The sequence below is a fragment of the Pseudomonas sp. DTU12.1 genome, from assembly GCF_009873475.1.
Lineage (GTDB): Bacteria > Pseudomonadota > Gammaproteobacteria > Pseudomonadales > Pseudomonadaceae > Aquipseudomonas > Aquipseudomonas proteolytica.
Map to the genome: position 1 here is coordinate 4,118,385 of NZ_CP045254.1, position 15,025 is coordinate 4,133,409.

17 protein-coding genes are annotated in these 15,025 nt (G+C 59.2%); 3 read left to right on the forward strand and 14 right to left on the reverse strand.

Features of this window, described 5'->3' with window-relative positions:
* Nucleotides 1–3: 3 nt before the first annotated feature.
* From pheT to thrS, 6 genes are all read right to left on the reverse strand, one after another.
* Nucleotides 4–2,382 carry a phenylalanine--tRNA ligase subunit beta gene (gene pheT / locus GDV60_RS18020; protein ID WP_070995067.1) on the reverse strand — a complete coding sequence of 793 codons (2,379 nt, stop codon included), beginning with the start codon at nucleotides 2,380–2,382 and terminating at the stop codon, nucleotides 4–6.
* 26 nt (nucleotides 2,383–2,408) lie between these two features.
* Nucleotides 2,409–3,425 (reverse strand): phenylalanine--tRNA ligase subunit alpha, encoded by a 1,017-nt coding sequence (pheS, locus tag GDV60_RS18025; RefSeq protein WP_003203624.1) that lies wholly within the window; start codon nucleotides 3,423–3,425, stop codon nucleotides 2,409–2,411.
* A 108-nt stretch (nucleotides 3,426–3,533) separates the two neighbouring features.
* Complete coding sequence (gene rplT / locus GDV60_RS18030; RefSeq protein WP_003174975.1) at nucleotides 3,534–3,890, reverse strand: 50S ribosomal protein L20; 357 nt, start codon at nucleotides 3,888–3,890, stop codon at nucleotides 3,534–3,536.
* A gap of 29 nt (nucleotides 3,891–3,919) precedes the next feature.
* The gene (rpmI, locus tag GDV60_RS18035) at nucleotides 3,920–4,114 is read right to left on the reverse strand and encodes a 50S ribosomal protein L35 (protein ID WP_002553160.1); all 195 of its coding nucleotides are present in this window, start codon (nucleotides 4,112–4,114) and stop codon (nucleotides 3,920–3,922) included.
* A 60-nt stretch (nucleotides 4,115–4,174) separates the two neighbouring features.
* Nucleotides 4,175–4,726 (reverse strand): translation initiation factor IF-3, encoded by a 552-nt coding sequence (gene infC, locus GDV60_RS18040; RefSeq protein WP_169851780.1) that lies wholly within the window; start codon nucleotides 4,724–4,726, stop codon nucleotides 4,175–4,177.
* A complete protein-coding gene (gene thrS / locus GDV60_RS18045) occupies nucleotides 4,726–6,648 on the reverse strand; it encodes a threonine--tRNA ligase (protein WP_092231360.1) in 1,923 nt (640 codons plus the stop codon). The genes infC and thrS overlap by 1 nt, the downstream gene beginning before the upstream one ends.
* A gap of 351 nt (nucleotides 6,649–6,999) precedes the next feature.
* On the opposite strand from thrS, the gene GDV60_RS18050 reads away from it, so the two are divergent.
* Together GDV60_RS18050 and GDV60_RS18055 are read left to right on the forward strand one after the other, a co-directional pair.
* Nucleotides 7,000–7,311 (forward strand): hypothetical protein, encoded by a 312-nt coding sequence (locus GDV60_RS18050; protein ID WP_092231363.1) that lies wholly within the window; start codon nucleotides 7,000–7,002, stop codon nucleotides 7,309–7,311.
* Between the two features lie 289 nt (nucleotides 7,312–7,600).
* A complete protein-coding gene (locus GDV60_RS18055) occupies nucleotides 7,601–7,813 on the forward strand; it encodes a cold-shock protein (protein WP_007905882.1) in 213 nt (70 codons plus the stop codon).
* Between the two features lie 67 nt (nucleotides 7,814–7,880).
* Here GDV60_RS18055 and GDV60_RS18060 read toward each other — a convergent pair whose 3' ends face one another.
* Together GDV60_RS18060 and GDV60_RS18065 are read right to left on the reverse strand one after the other, a co-directional pair.
* The gene (locus GDV60_RS18060) at nucleotides 7,881–8,201 is read right to left on the reverse strand and encodes an I78 family peptidase inhibitor (protein ID WP_029294237.1); all 321 of its coding nucleotides are present in this window, start codon (nucleotides 8,199–8,201) and stop codon (nucleotides 7,881–7,883) included.
* A 148-nt stretch (nucleotides 8,202–8,349) separates the two neighbouring features.
* Nucleotides 8,350–8,655, reverse strand: a complete 306-nt coding sequence (locus GDV60_RS18065) for a hypothetical protein (protein WP_029294235.1) — start codon at nucleotides 8,653–8,655, stop codon at nucleotides 8,350–8,352.
* Nucleotides 8,656–8,790: 135 nt separating this feature from the next.
* On the opposite strand from GDV60_RS18065, the gene GDV60_RS18070 reads away from it, so the two are divergent.
* Nucleotides 8,791–9,003 carry a hypothetical protein gene (locus GDV60_RS18070; RefSeq protein ID WP_029294233.1) on the forward strand — a complete coding sequence of 71 codons (213 nt, stop codon included), beginning with the start codon at nucleotides 8,791–8,793 and terminating at the stop codon, nucleotides 9,001–9,003.
* 19 nt (nucleotides 9,004–9,022) lie between these two features.
* Here the strand turns inward: GDV60_RS18070 and GDV60_RS18075 are convergent, their stop codons facing one another.
* Genes GDV60_RS18075 through GDV60_RS18100 form a run of 6 tightly spaced genes read right to left on the reverse strand, consistent with a single transcriptional unit; the run spans nucleotide 9,023 to nucleotide 14,971 of the window.
* Entirely contained in the window at nucleotides 9,023–10,051 is a 1,029-nt protein-coding gene (locus tag GDV60_RS18075) for a nucleoside hydrolase (RefSeq protein ID WP_029294232.1), read from the reverse strand.
* 28 nt (nucleotides 10,052–10,079) lie between these two features.
* The gene (rbsD, locus tag GDV60_RS18080) at nucleotides 10,080–10,481 is read right to left on the reverse strand and encodes a D-ribose pyranase (RefSeq protein WP_092231366.1); all 402 of its coding nucleotides are present in this window, start codon (nucleotides 10,479–10,481) and stop codon (nucleotides 10,080–10,082) included.
* A complete protein-coding gene (gene rbsK, locus GDV60_RS18085; RefSeq protein WP_029294229.1) occupies nucleotides 10,478–11,395 on the reverse strand; it encodes a ribokinase in 918 nt (305 codons plus the stop codon). Before rbsK ends, rbsD begins: the two co-directional genes overlap by 4 nt.
* 22 nt (nucleotides 11,396–11,417) lie before the next feature.
* Nucleotides 11,418–12,440: a LacI family DNA-binding transcriptional regulator gene (locus tag GDV60_RS18090; protein WP_159908325.1), complete on the reverse strand. Its 1,023-nt coding sequence runs from the start codon at nucleotides 12,438–12,440 to the stop codon at nucleotides 11,418–11,420.
* 3 nt (nucleotides 12,441–12,443) lie between these two features.
* Nucleotides 12,444–13,421 carry an ABC transporter permease gene (locus tag GDV60_RS18095; protein ID WP_070995071.1) on the reverse strand — a complete coding sequence of 326 codons (978 nt, stop codon included), beginning with the start codon at nucleotides 13,419–13,421 and terminating at the stop codon, nucleotides 12,444–12,446.
* Nucleotides 13,418–14,971, reverse strand: coding sequence for a sugar ABC transporter ATP-binding protein (locus tag GDV60_RS18100; RefSeq protein ID WP_029294223.1), 1,554 nt, complete (start codon nucleotides 14,969–14,971; stop codon nucleotides 13,418–13,420). The genes GDV60_RS18095 and GDV60_RS18100 overlap by 4 nt, the downstream gene beginning before the upstream one ends.
* Nucleotides 14,972–15,025: the final 54 nt, after the last annotated feature.

The window sequence follows — 15,025 nt, forward strand, 5'->3', positions numbered from 1 at the left end:
ACGTCACTTCCTTAACGTGGCGTTCAACCTTTGTTCGAGCGAGGTGAGGATATTTTGCGTCGTGGTATTCACCTCATCGTCATTAAGAGTGCGCGATGGATGCTGCCAGGTCAAGCCAACTGCAAGGCTTTTTCTATGCGGATCAATGCCTTTACCCTGATAAACGTCAAATAGCCTGAGGTCCGTCAGCCATTCGCCTGCATTTTCTCGGATTACTTCCAGCACAGCGCTGGCCGCTACATCACGATCTGCCACTAGGGCCAGGTCACGACGCACTTCCGGGAAACGCGACAGCTCGCTGAATTTAGGCATCTTGCCTGCAGCGACTTCAGCCAATACCAACTCGAAGACGAAGACCGGACGGTCGAGACCGAGGGTTTTCGACAGCTCAGGGTGGATAGCACCAACGAAACCAACCAGGCGACCTTCGCGTTCGATACGCGCAGTCTGGCCCGGATGCAACGCTGGGTGGCTGCCGGGAACAAACGCGAAGGCATCCAGCGCGCCAGCGAAGCCCAGCACCGCTTCCACGTCGGCCTTGACGTCAAAGAAGTCCACTGGGTCGCGACCCTGCGCCCAACCTTCCGGCAGACGGCTGCCGCAGACTACACCGGCCAGCATTGGCTCTTGCTTCAGGCCGTCCAATTGGCCGACAAAGCGCAGGCCGCTTTCAAACATACGTACGCGGTCCTGCTGGCGGTTCAGGTTGTGGGAAAGTGCTTTCACCAGGCCCGGCCACAGGGACGAGCGCATGGCCGCCATGTCGTTGGAGATCGGGTTGGCCAGCAACAATGGCTCGACGCCCGGGTTGAACAGTTCGAATTGCTTGGGATCGATGAAGCTGTAGGTCACGGCTTCCTGATAACCACGGGCGACCAGCAGACGGCGTAGCTCTGGCAGATGCGCACGAGCTTCAGCCTTGGGTTGCGGGGCCAGCCGCGCTTGCGGATAACGAACCGGCAGGCGGTTGTAGCCGTATAGACGGGCCAGCTCTTCGATCAGGTCGACTTCAAGGCTGATATCGAAGCGATGGCTTGGCACTGCTACACGCCACTGCCCTGCCCCATCAGCGCTGATGCCCAGGCCAAGGCCGGTCAGCAGGCGGACGATTTCCGCGTCTTCAATCACCAGGCCGAGCATTTGCTCAACGCGCTGGGCGCGCAGCGTCACGGGTGCAATCGACGGCAAGTGCTGCTCGCTGACGGTCTCAGTGATCGGGCCGGCTTCACCACCAGTGATTTCCAGCAGCAGGCCAGTGGCGCGCTCCATGGCTTCACGGGCCAGTTGCCAGTCCACGCCACGCTCATAGCGGTGCGAGGCATCGGTGTGCAGGCCGTAGGAACGAGCCTTGCCTGCCACGGCGATCTGGTCAAAGAAAGCGCTTTCCAGGAACACATCACGGGTCGTCGCGGATACGCCACTGTGCTCACCACCCATCACACCGGCAATGGCCAGGGCGCGTGAGTGATCAGCGATCACCAGGGTATCGCTGCGCAGGGTGACTTCCTGACCATCGAGCAAGACCAGCTTTTCGCCTTCCTCGGCCATACGCACACGAATCCCACCGTTGATTTCGGCAAGGTCGAAGGCGTGCAGCGGCTGACCCAGCTCCAGCATCACGTAGTTGGTGATGTCGACGGCAGCATCGATGCTGCGTACATCGGCCCGACGCAGGCGCTCGACCATCCACAGGGGGGTCGGCTTGGACAGGTCGACATTGCGGATCACACGCCCCAAGTAGCGCGGGCACGCGCTTGGCGCCAGCACTTCGATCGAGCGCACTTCATCGTGCACCGCAGGCACAGCAGCAACCACTGGACGGGTGACCGGCGCGTTGTACAACGCGCCCACTTCACGGGCCAGGCCTGCCAGGGACAGGCAGTCGCCACGGTTCGGGGTCAGGTCGACTTCGATGCTGGCGTCTTCCAGGTCCAGGTAGACACGAATGTCCTGGCCTACTGGCGCATCGGTCGGCAGCTCCATCAAGCCATCATTGCCTTCGCCAACCTGCAACTCCGCCTGGGAGCACAGCATGCCGTTGGACTCGACACCACGCAGCTTGGCTTTCTTGATCTTGAAATCACCGGGCAGTTCGGCACCGATCATCGCGAACGGAATCTTCAGGCCCGGGCGCACATTTGGCGCTCCGCATACGACCTGGAAGGTTTGCGCGCCATTGCTGACCTGGCACACACGCAGCTTGTCGGCGTCCGGGTGCTGCTCGGTGCTCAGCACCTCGCCCACTACCACACCACTGAAAACACCGGCGGCCGGCGTAACGCTATCGACCTCAAGACCGGCCATCGACAGACGAGCAACCAGCTCATCGCGATTTACCTGCGGGCTTACCCAGCCACGCAGCCATTGTTCACTGAATTTCATCCTGCTCTCCTAAAGGTTCGTTACGACTAGCGAAATTGCGCGAGAAACCGCAAGTCGTTGTCGAAGAACAGGCGCAAGTCGTTCACGCCGTAACGCAGCATGGCCAGACGCTCGACGCCCATACCGAAGGCAAAGCCCGAGAATTCTTCCGGGTCGATCCCGGACATGCGCAGCACGTTGGGGTGAACCATGCCGCAGCCCATGACTTCCAGCCAGCCGGTCTGCTTGCAGACGCGGCAGCCTTTACCGCTGCACATCACGCACTCCATGTCGACTTCAGCGGAAGGCTCGGTGAACGGGAAGTACGACGGGCGGAAACGTACCGCCAGCTCTTTTTCGAAGAACACCCGTAGGAATTCTTCGATGGTGCCTTTGAGGTCGGCGAAATTGATATCGCGATCAACCAGCAGGCCTTCGACCTGGTGGAACATCGGCGAGTGGGTGATATCGGAGTCGCTACGGTACACACGGCCTGGGCAGACGATGCGGATCGGCGGCTGCTGCGATTCCATGGTGCGGACCTGTACCGGCGAGGTATGGGTGCGCAACAACATGTTCGCATTGAAATAGAAGGTGTCGTGCATCGACCGGGCCGGGTGATGGCCTGGGATGTTGAGCGCCTCGAAGTTGTGATAGTCGTCTTCGACCTCAGGGCCTTCGGCAATGCCGTAGCCGATGTGGGTAAAAAACTGCTCGATACGTTCCAGAGTCCGGGTAACCGGATGCAGACCGCCAGAGGTCTGGCCGCGGCCAGGCAGGGTCACGTCAATGGACTCGGCGGCGAGCTTGGCCGCAAGATCGGCCTCCTCGAACAACGCCTTGCGCGCATTGAGAACCTCTGTGACACGCTCCTTGGCAACGTTGATCAGCGCGCCGACTTGCGGGCGCTCTTCTGCCGGCAGATTGCCCAGGGTCTTCATCACCTGAGTCAATTCACCCTTTTTGCCAAGGTAGTGAACCCGGATTTGCTCCAGGGCATTGATATCTTCAGCGCTTTGCACAGCTTCAAGAGCTTGAGCAACCAGCGCGTCCAGGTTTTCCATGTACAGACTCCAGATACAAAATAGGGGAAGAGCTTGAAGGCTCTTCCCCTATTTATGACGTTTACCACCTTGGACTACGGAGTAGCCCAGGGTGACTGTCGGGGGTACTTAAGCCAAGGTGGCTTTAGCTTTCTCGACAATCGCAGCAAACACCGCTTTTTCGTTCACGGCCAGTTCAGCCAGAACCTTACGGTCGATTTCGATGGACGCTTTTTTCAGGCCAGCGATGAAACGGCTGTAGGACAGACCGTTAACACGAGCACCAGCGTTGATACGAGCGATCCACAGAGCGCGGAACTGACGTTTTTTCTGACGACGGTCACGGTAGGCGTATTGGCCTGCCTTGATTACCGCTTGCTTGGCAACACGGAATACGCGTGAACGCGCGCCGTAGTAGCCTTTAGCGAGTTTCAGAATTTTTTTGTGACGCTTACGGGCAATGACGCCACGCTTTACACGAGCCATGAGTTACTTCCTCTATTCTTGATCCAAAATTAACGAAGGCGCAGCATGCGCTCGACTTTTGCCACGTCAGACGGATGCAGCAAGCTGCTACCGCGCAGTTGACGCTTACGCTTGGTCGACATTTTGGTCAGGATGTGGCTCTTGAAAGCGTGCTTGTGCTTGATACCGTTAGCAGTTTTCAGAAACCGCTTAGCAGCACCACTTTTAGTCTTCATCTTTGGCATGTTCGGATACTCCGCATTCAGTTGATAAACATAATCAGAAGGCCTGCCGTGCCCTATTGATTACTTCTTCTTTTTCGGGGCGATGACCATGATCAGCTGGCGTCCTTCCATCTTAGGATGCTGTTCGACGGAACCGTACTCCAGCAGGTCAGCTTCAACCCGCTTGAGGAGTTCCATACCCAGCTCCTGGTGGGCCATCTCACGGCCGCGGAATCGCAAGGATACCTTGGCCCTGTCCCCATCACTCAGGAAACGTACCAGGTTGCGCAGTTTTACCTGGTAATCCCCTTCCTCCGTCCCTGGACGAAACTTGATTTCTTTAACCTGGATCTGCTTCTGGTTTTTCTTGGCTGCGGCAATCTGCTTCTTCTTTTCGAAGATCGATTTGCCGTAGTCCATCAGCTTGCAGACAGGCGGTACAGCATCGGCGGAAATTTCCACCAAATCGAGCTTGGCTTCTTCAGCCTTAAGAAGCGCGTCTTCAATTGACACAATCCCAAGCTGCTCACCCTCAGCCCCAATTAAACGAACCTCGCGTGCCGAGATATTCTCGTTGATCGGGGCTTTCGGTGCAGCTCGTTTATCTTGTCTCATTTCACGCTTAATAATAATTACTCCGAATCTGGGCGACCACGCCGGGAAACCGCTTGCGCGAGGAACTCAGCGAACTGGGCGACGGGCATCGAGCCCAGGTCAGCACCTTCACGAGTACGCACAGCGACAGTCTGCATCTCGACTTCCCGATCTCCGATAACCAAAAGATAGGGAACCTTGAGCAAAGTATGCTCGCGGATTTTAAAGCCGATCTTTTCATTTCTCAAGTCGGACTTGGCACGAAATCCGCTTTCGTTGAGTGTTTTTTCCACTTCAGCGGCAAAATCGGCCTGTTTATCAGTGATATTCATGATCACTGCCTGAGTCGGAGCCAGCCACGCAGGGAACGCGCCCTCGTAGTGCTCGATCAGGATCCCGACGAACCGCTCGAACGAGCCGAGGATCGCCCGGTGCAGCATAACCGGGTGTTTACGGCTGTTGTCTTCGGAGACGTATTCGGCTCCCAGACGGATCGGCAGGTTAAAATCGAGCTGCAAGGTACCACATTGCCAGACACGGCCAAGGCAATCTTTCAGCGAGAACTCGATCTTAGGCCCGTAGAAGGCGCCTTCGCCCGGCTGCAGATCGTACGCAAGCCCCGCACTGTCTAGCGCTGCGGCCAGTGCAGCTTCGGCGCGATCCCACAATTCGTCGGAGCCAACGCGTTTTTCCGGACGAGTGGACAGCTTCATTTCCACTTCGGTAAAGCCGAAATCGCGATAAACGTCCATGGTCAGCTTGATGAAAGCGGCGGATTCGGCCTGCATCTGCTCTTCGGTGCAGAAGATGTGGGCGTCATCCTGGGTGAAGCCGCGCACGCGCATGATGCCGTGCAGCGCACCCGATGGCTCGTTACGGTGGCAGGCACCGAACTCGGCCAGGCGCATCGGCAACTCGCGGTAACTCTTCAGGCCCTGGTTGAACACCTGTACGTGGCACGGGCAGTTCATCGGCTTGATGGCGTAGTCGCGGTTTTCCGACTGGGTGGTGAACATGTTGTCGGCATAGTTGGCCCAGTGCCCGGATTTCTCCCACAGGCTGCGATCGACGACCTGGGGAGTCTTGATCTCCAGGTAGCCGTTTTCGCGCTGAACCTTGCGCATGTACTGCTCAAGCACTTGGTACAGGGTCCAGCCGTTCGGGTGCCAGAACACCATGCCCGGCGCTTCTTCCTGGAGGTGAAACAGGTTCAGGCGCTTACCGATTTTGCGGTGGTCGCGTTTTTCGGCTTCTTCGATGCGCTGGATGTAGGCGGCCAACTGCTTCTTGTCAGCCCAGGCGGTGCCGTAGATGCGCTGCAATTGCTCGTTCTTCGCGTCACCGCGCCAGTAGGCACCGGACAGCTTGGTCAACTTGAACGACTTGAGGAAGCGCGTGTTCGGCACGTGCGGGCCACGGCACATGTCGACATATTCTTCGTGGTAATACAGGCCCATGGCCTGCTCGTCCGGCATGTCTTCCACCAGACGCAACTTGTAGTCCTCGCCACGGGCGGTGAACACGTCGATCACTTCGGCGCGCGGCGTGACTTTCTTGATGACGTCGTAATCTTTCTCGATCAGTGCATGCATGCGCTGTTCGATGGCCGCCAGGTCGTCCGGAGTGAAAGGACGCTCGTAGGCGATGTCGTAATAGAAGCCTTCGTCGATGACCGGGCCGATCACCATCTTCGCGGTTGGATACAGCTGCTTGACCGCATGGCCAATCAAGTGCGCGCAAGAGTGGCGAATGATCTCCAGCCCCTCTTGATCCTTGGGCGTGATGATTTGCAGGCTGGCATCGGTGGAGATCAGGTCGCTGGCGTCAACCAGCTTGCCGTCGACCTTGCCGGCTACGGTGGCCTTGGCCAGGCCTGCACCGATGGATGCGGCGACCTCGGCTACGGAAACCGAATGATCGAATGAACGTTGACTGCCGTCGGGAAGAGTAATAGTTGGCATGGCGCCTCCTCTCCTAGTGGTGACCCCTACCAAAGGTCACGTGGGTTGGGATGAGCCAGTACAAGATCCAACACCAGGCCGCTCATTGCTGAACGCCTGCCTTACAGCGGCAGGAGCCTTTCGGCCAACCGATAATCGAACCAGAGTGACTGGAGTTAAACAAAAAGGAATCTGGCAAGAAAAAAGCCAGGCTGTGGATGCTAGCACAGATGAACGGTCATGGCGCGCCCCTGCAGCCTGGTAGCGACAAACCCCAGGCTTTTGCAGCCAAAAGTGAACTTGGGCTGTACGACAGGCCTCAAACACACTGAAAATCGCCGTCCGTCCTATCGACTCAAGGAGCATCTCACCATGCGCAGCACCTCGATCTTCGCCCTTGCCGCTTCCCTGGCCCTGTTCTCCATTGGCGCTCAGGCCGCCGCCCCCTCCAACTGGCCCGCTGGTGCCCGCGATAGCTTTGTAAAGGACTGCAGCGACGCCGCCAGCCAGAACGTTGATGCCAAAATCGCCAAAGCCCATTGCGAATGCGGCGCGGACAAAATCAACGCGGAATTGAGCACGGCGGAAATCAAGGAACTGATGACTAACCAGAACGCCAGCGAGGAGCTAAAAAACAAAGCAGTCGCGGCTATTTCGTCCTGCAAGGTCGTGAAGAAAAAGTAAGCGTGGCGAGAAATCAGCCCACCAAAATGACCTGAAAACCCTCTGAAAACTGCTATTTCGCACAATTTACACAGCTTTTACGGCTTTTTTTACTAGCTGATATTTCGTGCTAAAGCCCCGTAAACCGGGGCTTACAGCCAGCCATGGCACTGAAGAAGACGCGATTGATTAGCAAACAGTGCCTTGGGGGGGCTCCCAAGCCGAACATTTCGACTATGATAGCCCAGTGTGCCCAGTTGGCCTGAGCAGCACAGCACTACTGAAAATATATGTTTCTTGGAGATACACCATGTCTAATCGCCAAACCGGCACCGTTAAATGGTTCAACGATGAAAAAGGCTTCGGCTTCATCACTCCTCAAGGTGGCGGTGACGACCTGTTCGTACACTTCAAAGCTATCGAAAGCGACGGTTTCAAAAGCCTGAAAGAAGGCCAAACCGTTTCCTTCGTGGCTGAGAAAGGCCAAAAGGGTATGCAAGCTGCACAGGTTCGCGCAGAGTAATCTCTACGCCAATCAAAAAAACCCCGTCCATGTGACGGGGTTTTTTATGGGTGATGCAAAAGCGTTATTAGCCGCAATTGACGCGGGTGATCACCAGGTTGTCATCGGTATTGAGGTTCAGGCGATCGGAGCGGTATTCGAGGGTGATCATATCGTTGGGCTTGAGAATGCGTGCATTCTGCGCACCCGCACGGGTACGGGCCTGCTCCAGCAATTGCGGCGAAGCTTTCTGGCCGACCGCAAACTCTGCAGCCTTCGATTCGCAGCGTGTATGAACAGGCTCAGCCGCAGCCGTGTCTTTGGCCGGCTCAGAGGTACCCGCAGTGCTGCAGCCCGCCAGGACGGCTGCCGCCAACAAGGTACCGAATGATGCGAGCTTCCAAGGCATGAAGCCTCCTTTGATAAAAAATGGACAGAGATCGTGCGACCGTGATTTGGCCAATTGGTTTCAGAATTGTCACAATTGGCCGTAAGCGAGTCTGCCTGACTCAGCGCCACGGCCTGATGAATCAATCGTCACCAGATATGAACAAGTGTCAGTAGATGTCGATGTAGTCAAAGGGCGGGTTTGGCCAGTTCTGTTTCAGCGCGTTATAAATCTGCGTCACCCACACCTCATCACTGGCCGCCACCCTGCCCACGTAGCCAGACCCTGCCGCCCATGTTTCCAGGCGGAACAACAGCCCGTTGACCTCCATCCCTCCCACCACGCAGGAGGAGATATAGGCAATACCGGCCTTGGTCACACGCAATTGGGTGTGCTGGTCGTCGCTGGCACTGGCAATCATTTGGCGAACGGCTTCCAATGTAAGGCTCTTGGGGTTGGTCAAATCGATGTGCACGTGGCTTGTCCTGACAATTAAACAGGGCACCAGTGTCGCACAGCGCTCACTTCATGCCTAAGTAGCAGTGCCAAACGCGGCGCAAAATGGTTAACTCTGCGCGCCAGTCCAGCCTTTGCGAACCGCGAGAACCCGATGACCATCGTTACCATCAATGCCGATATCAAAGCCAAATGGCCTCAAGGGCAAAGCTCCTACAGCCCAGGCAGCCCGGAAGAATTGGCAATCATCGGCATAGACCTGCTGGTCAAGGAACTGGGCACCCAGGCCGCACAGGCCTTCATCGGCCAGATATTCGAGAAATACCCGGCCGACCATATGGGGGTCGAAGACCCGCTACGCGAATAGCAACCAACCGGCAGGCGCCTTACTCAAGGCGCGCCAGGCGTTCGGTGAGCAGGTCGAAAAAGCCCTGGGCATCACCGTTTTCAACCCAGAACACATTCTTGTCGTGCTTGAGGCCGTCGTACCAGTCGACGATGGTCTGGCCAAACGTCGGGCCTTCGCGGCTATCGATCACCATATTGGCCTGGCGTCCGGTGAACAGTTCGGGCTTGAGTAGGTAGCCGATCACGGTCGCGTCGTGCACCGGGCCGCCCGTCATACCGTAGTGCTCCATATCGCCCTTGACGTATTCATTGAGAATATCGCCTACCACCTTGCTGGCGTTGTTGTTCAGGTCGGCGATCTTCTTCAGGCGCGCCTCGCTGGTCAGTATCTTGTGGGTCACGTCCAGCGGCAGATAGGTCAGTTTGACGCCACTTTTAAGGACAATTTCAGCCGCCAGCGGATCGGCAAACAGATTGAATTCGGCCACAGGGGTAATGTTGCCGCCATTGAAGTGCGCGCCGCCCATGACCACCACTTCCTTGATGCCCTGGGTGATTTCCGGCGCCTGGGTCAGCGCCAGAGCCAGGTTAGTCTGCGGGCCGAGCATGGCGATGGTGATGCTATGGGGCTTGGCGGTGCTCAGGGTGCTGATCAAGTAGTCGACCGCATTGCCGTCGGCCAGGCCTTTTTTCGGCTCGTGCACGGTCACACCAGAAATGCCTTCCTTGCCGTGAATATTCTCGGCATAGATCGGCGTGCGCAGCAGCGGCTGCGGCGCGCCGGCATACACAGGGATCTCCTCGCGCCCTGCCCACTCACGGGCGAGTCGCGCATTGCGCGAGGTCTTGTCCAGGCGCACATTGCCGGCCACCGTGGTCAATGCACGAATGTTCAGCTCCTGTGGCGAGGCCATCGCAAACAGCAATGCCACTACATCGTCGGCGCCCGGATCGGTATCAATGATCAGGTCGATTTTTTCCGCCGCCTGGGCGCTTGCAGCAGTTAGCACGGACAAAAGCAGCACACTCCGAAACAGGTGTCGCAGGGTTGGGATTCTATGTTGCATGACGCACTCCTTGTCATTGTGGGAAATGCTAGAAAGTCACGCCAGACACCAGCGCGATATTACAGTAGGGCTGGCACTCGCCAGTACGCACCACCGCGCGCGCCTTGTGGCTGAGCTGCTTGAACGCCTCATGACTGAGCAGGCGGCGCTCACCCAGGTCGCGCGGGTCCAGCGCGTTGAGATCCGCCAGCGCCGGCGGCTGCTTGTGCAGGATTTCCTCAGCCAACACGTGGCTTTCAACCTGCATCTCCGTGAGCACAATGCGCAGGGTGCTGATGAAATCAGGAATGCCCTGGGTCAGCGCCAGATCGATCAACTCCACCCCCGGCGGCACCGGCAGGCCGGCATCGCCGATCACCAGGATGTCGCCATGGCCGAGGGAGGCAATCAACCGCGACAGGGCAATGTTGAGCAATGGAGTCTTCTTCATGGGCGAACAAAGCCTTGAACATCATGCAATGTGGGAATAGAGGGTTGCGCCCCGGCACGGGTGACCGACAGAGCCGCCGCGACCTGGCCAAAACGTATGGCCTCGGCCTCGCCCTGCCCGTTGGCCAGTGCTGCGGCAAAGCCGCCGACAAAGGTATCGCCCGCCGCCGTGGTATCCACCGCCTGGACCTTGGGCGCCGGCAGATGCTCGAAACCCTGGCCATCGGCGAACAGCGCGCCTTGCGAGCCCAGGGTCACAATCACCTTGCCCGCACCGGCATTTAGCAGATGCGTAGCCGCGACCTTGGCCGCGTCCAGCGAATCCACCGGCACACCGCTCAAGGCCGAGGCTTCGCTTTCGTTGGGGATCAGGTAGTCGATCGCCGCGTACCAGTCTGCCGGCAACGGCCCGCTGGCGGGCGCGGGGTTGAGGATCACCGTCTTGCCCAGTGCGCGAGCGCGCTTGAGGGCATACCCCACAGTGTCCATGGGCACTTCGAGCTGGCAGACAATCACCTCGGCCGCCTGCAGCACAGCGTCGAACGCCAGCAGCGACGCGGGTGTCAGTTGGCCGTTGCTGCCAGCCACAATCACGATCGCATTCTGACTGCTGTCATCCACCACAATCAGCGCAACACCGCTGGAGCCCTCTACCTCGTTGACGGCCTGGCAGTCGATCCCCTCCACCAACAACGCGTCACGCAACTGGGCGCCATAGGCATCGCTGCCCACGCAGCCGATCATCGCAACGTCAGCCCCCAGACGCGCCGCAGCGACCGCCTGATTGGCGCCCTTACCGCCCGGCACGGTGGCAAACGACTGGCCGACCAGGGTTTCACCGCCGCGAGGCAGCCGGCTGGCGCGGGTCACCAGGTCCATGTTCAGGCTGCCTACTACCACTACTTTTGCTGGCATACATCAATACTCATCAATTCGTTCAGCGGTTTGAGGCAAACACGCCAGCCAACGGCGCCGTTGACTCACGCAAGACAATGCTCGGCGTGACAATGCGTTGGTCAGCCGGCAATTGCGGTGTCGCAATCCGTCGCAATAACAACTCCGCCGCCATCTCCCCCAATTGCAGGATCGACTGGCCCACGGTGGTCAACGCGGGGTAGACATAGCGGCTCATTTGAATGTCATCAAAACCAATCACCGACAGCTCGGCGGGCACCCGCAGGTTGCGTTCGGCGGCCGCACGCAGCACACCGAAGCCGATCATATCGTTGCCGGCGAATATCGCGCTGGGCGGATTATCCGCCAGCAACTGCACCGCCGCCGCATAGCCACCGGTACTGGTGAAATCACTTTCCAATACGCGGCTGGCAGGAGCCGCCACACCGGCCTCCTGCAACGCCCGCTGGTAGCCGGCCAGGCGCATCTGCGCGACACGCGTGTGCGCCGGTCCGCCGATACAGGCGATATCCCGGTGCCCCAGCTCCAGCAAATGCCGGGTTGCCAGATAAGCGCCCTGCTCATGATCGATGCGCACCAGATCCACATCAACGCCCTCCAGGCCCCGGTCGACAATGACCATGGGCGTGCGCACCGCCTTGAGGCCAGTAGCCAGGCCACGGTCATCGCCACCAACCGAGGTAACGATCAGGCCATCGACGCGCTTCTCCAGCAACACCCGCAAATAGTTGCGCTGTTTATCGGCGTTATCATCGGAATTGCACAGGATCACGCAGTAGCCATTGCGCTCGCAGTAATCCTCGATGCCCCTGGCCAGCTCCGCGAAATACGGGTTCAGGCTGTTGGGCACCAACAGGCCGATGGTCGCGGTGGTCTTGGCCTTCAGCGAACGGGCGACTGCGCTGGGTACATAGTCCAGCTGCTTGATCGCTGCTTCGACCTTGAGCCGCACGGGCTCGCTGACCGGGCGCGTCCTGTTCACCACATGGGAAACCGTGGTGTAGGAAATGCCCGCAAGCGCCGCCACATCCTTGATGGTTGCCATGTCTCAACCCCGCCGGCTTGCGCGTTGACTGCGGTAGGTGTCCAGCACCACTGCAATCACGATAACGGCGCCGGTAATGATGCGCTTGGTCGGCTCGGTCGCGCCGATCTGCGCCAGGCCGGCTGCCAATACAGAAATGATCAGCACCCCGAAGAACGTGCTGATCACCGAACCACGCCCGCCCATCAGGCTGGTGCCACCGATCACCACTGCGGCAATCACCTGCAGCTCCAGGCCGGAGCCGGCATTCGGGTCGGCCGCTTCCAGGCGGGAAATCTGGAACAGTGCCGCCACACCGGCCAACAGTCCCATCAGGCTGAACACCAGGATCTTGTAGGGTTTTGGATTGATCCCCGCCAGACGCACCGCTTCTTCATTGGTGCCGATACCAATCAGGTAGCGACCGAACACAGTGCGCGTCAGCACCGCCTGGGCAACGATAATCACCAGCAAGGCAATGATGAATGATGGCGAGATACCAAATGCCACCGGGTTGGACAGCCAGGCGAAGGAGTCGCCGATATAGGCGGTGCGCGAGCCTGTCATCTGGTAGGCCGCGCCACGGGCCATTTCCAGCACACCGAGGGACACGATGAACGACGGAATACGCCAGGCCACGGTGATGGAACCGGTGATGGTCCCGGCCAGGGCCGCACAGCCCATGCCGAGCAACGCCGCCGGGACTACGCTCCAGCCCCAGCCGAGGATCGCCACGCTGACCGCAGATGCTGCCAGGGCCAGCACCGAACCCACGGACAGGTCGATGCCGCCGATGATCAGGATGAACGTCATGCCGACCGCCAGCACCATCAGGTCGGGAATCTGGTTGGCGATGGTGCTGAAGGTGTCATAGGACCAAAAGTGGCTGCTCAGGGCCGAGAACAGCGCAATCATCGCCATCAAGGCACCTGCCAGGCCCAGGTAAGTGCCCAGGCCGTAGAAATTGCCGCCGGCTTTTGCGGTTGGAGTTGCTGTTTTCATGGGGTTGTCCTGGGCGCTGCTTCGTTGAGCAACGCATCACGTTTCTGATAGCCGGCAAACGCGGCGGCAAGCAATTCGTCCTGGGTCCAGCTGTCACGCGCGAAGGTTTCGATCAAGCGTCCGGCAGACAGCACGCCGATGCGGTCGCAGATCAGCATCAGCTCGCGCAAGTCGCTGGACACCACCACCAGCGCCTTGCCCTGGCGGGTCAAGTCGCCAAGCAGCGCATAGATATCAAATTTGGCGCCGACGTCGATGCCACGGGTCGGTTCGTCGAACAGCATCACCGCGCAATCGCGCTCAAGCCAGCGGCCGATCACCACCTTTTGCTGATTGCCTCCCGACAGCTCGGACACCAATTGCGCGGGGCTGGAGCTGCGGATGCGCATGGCGTCGATCTGCCGCTTGGCCAGCGCCGCTTCATCACGCCCATTGACCAGGCCGGCGCTGGACACCTTGGCCATATTGCCCAGGGCCGTGTTGGCGCTGATGGACTGGCTGAGCAACAGGCCCTCGCCCTTGCGATCCTCGGTGATCAGCGCGATGCCGTGCCCTACCGCATCCACCGGCGAGCGAATGCTCACCACCCGGGCCGGCGAGCCGAGGGCCACCGTGCCACTGTCGGCCAGGTCGGCACCAAAGATCAGGCGCAGCAACTCCGTACGACCGGCACCGATCAGTCCGGAGATGCCGTAGATCTCACCGGCGCGCACCTCAAAGGACACATCCCGGACCTTGTCCGAGCGGGTCAGGCCTGTGACCGTCAAGGCAGGCGCGCCAATGGTGCGCGGGCCGAGGTCGATGTGCTCGCCCAACTCGCGACCGACCATCAGCGTGACCAGTTGCTCGCTGTTGTAGTTGGCCATTGGCTCGACACACACCAGTTGGCCGTCACGCAGCACCGCAATGCGCTGGGCCACGCGGGCCAGCTCTTCCAGGCGATGGGAAATGTAGATAATTGCCACGCCCCGTGCCTGCAGGCGGCTGATTTGCTCAAACAGCATCTCGACTTCACGGGCGGTAAGCATTGCCGTCGGTTCGTCGAGGATCAGCACATGGCAGTCGCCGATCAGGTTGCGGGCGATCTCGACCATCTGCTGATGACCGATGCCCAGGCTGCCGACCAGGGTGTCCGGGTCGATGGCATCCAGCCCCACGTGTGCCATGGCCTCGATCGCGGCCTTGCGCAGTTGCTTGCGGCTGATCCAGCCACCACGACTGGGCAGGTTATCGAGGAACAGGTTTTCGGCGACGGTCAGGGTCGGCAGCAGGTTGAGCTCCTGCATCACCATGCGGATCCCCTGCTTTTCCGCCTGGGTGCGGCTGGCCGGGGCATAGTCCTGGCCGTTGAACTGCATCTGCCCGGTGGTGGGTGTAACCAGGCCACCGATGATCTTCGACAGGGTGCTTTTGCCCGCGCCATTCTCACCGGTCAGTGCCAACACCTCGCCGCGATTGAGCGTCAGGGTGATGTCAGACAAGACGGGCTGGGCATAGGTCTTACCGATACCGCTGACCGAGAGGACAGTGGTCGGTGCGGAAGATGACATAGGAAAATCTCCAGGCGCCCGCTCGACGTGAACGGGCGCTGTAGTGCGCAGCCA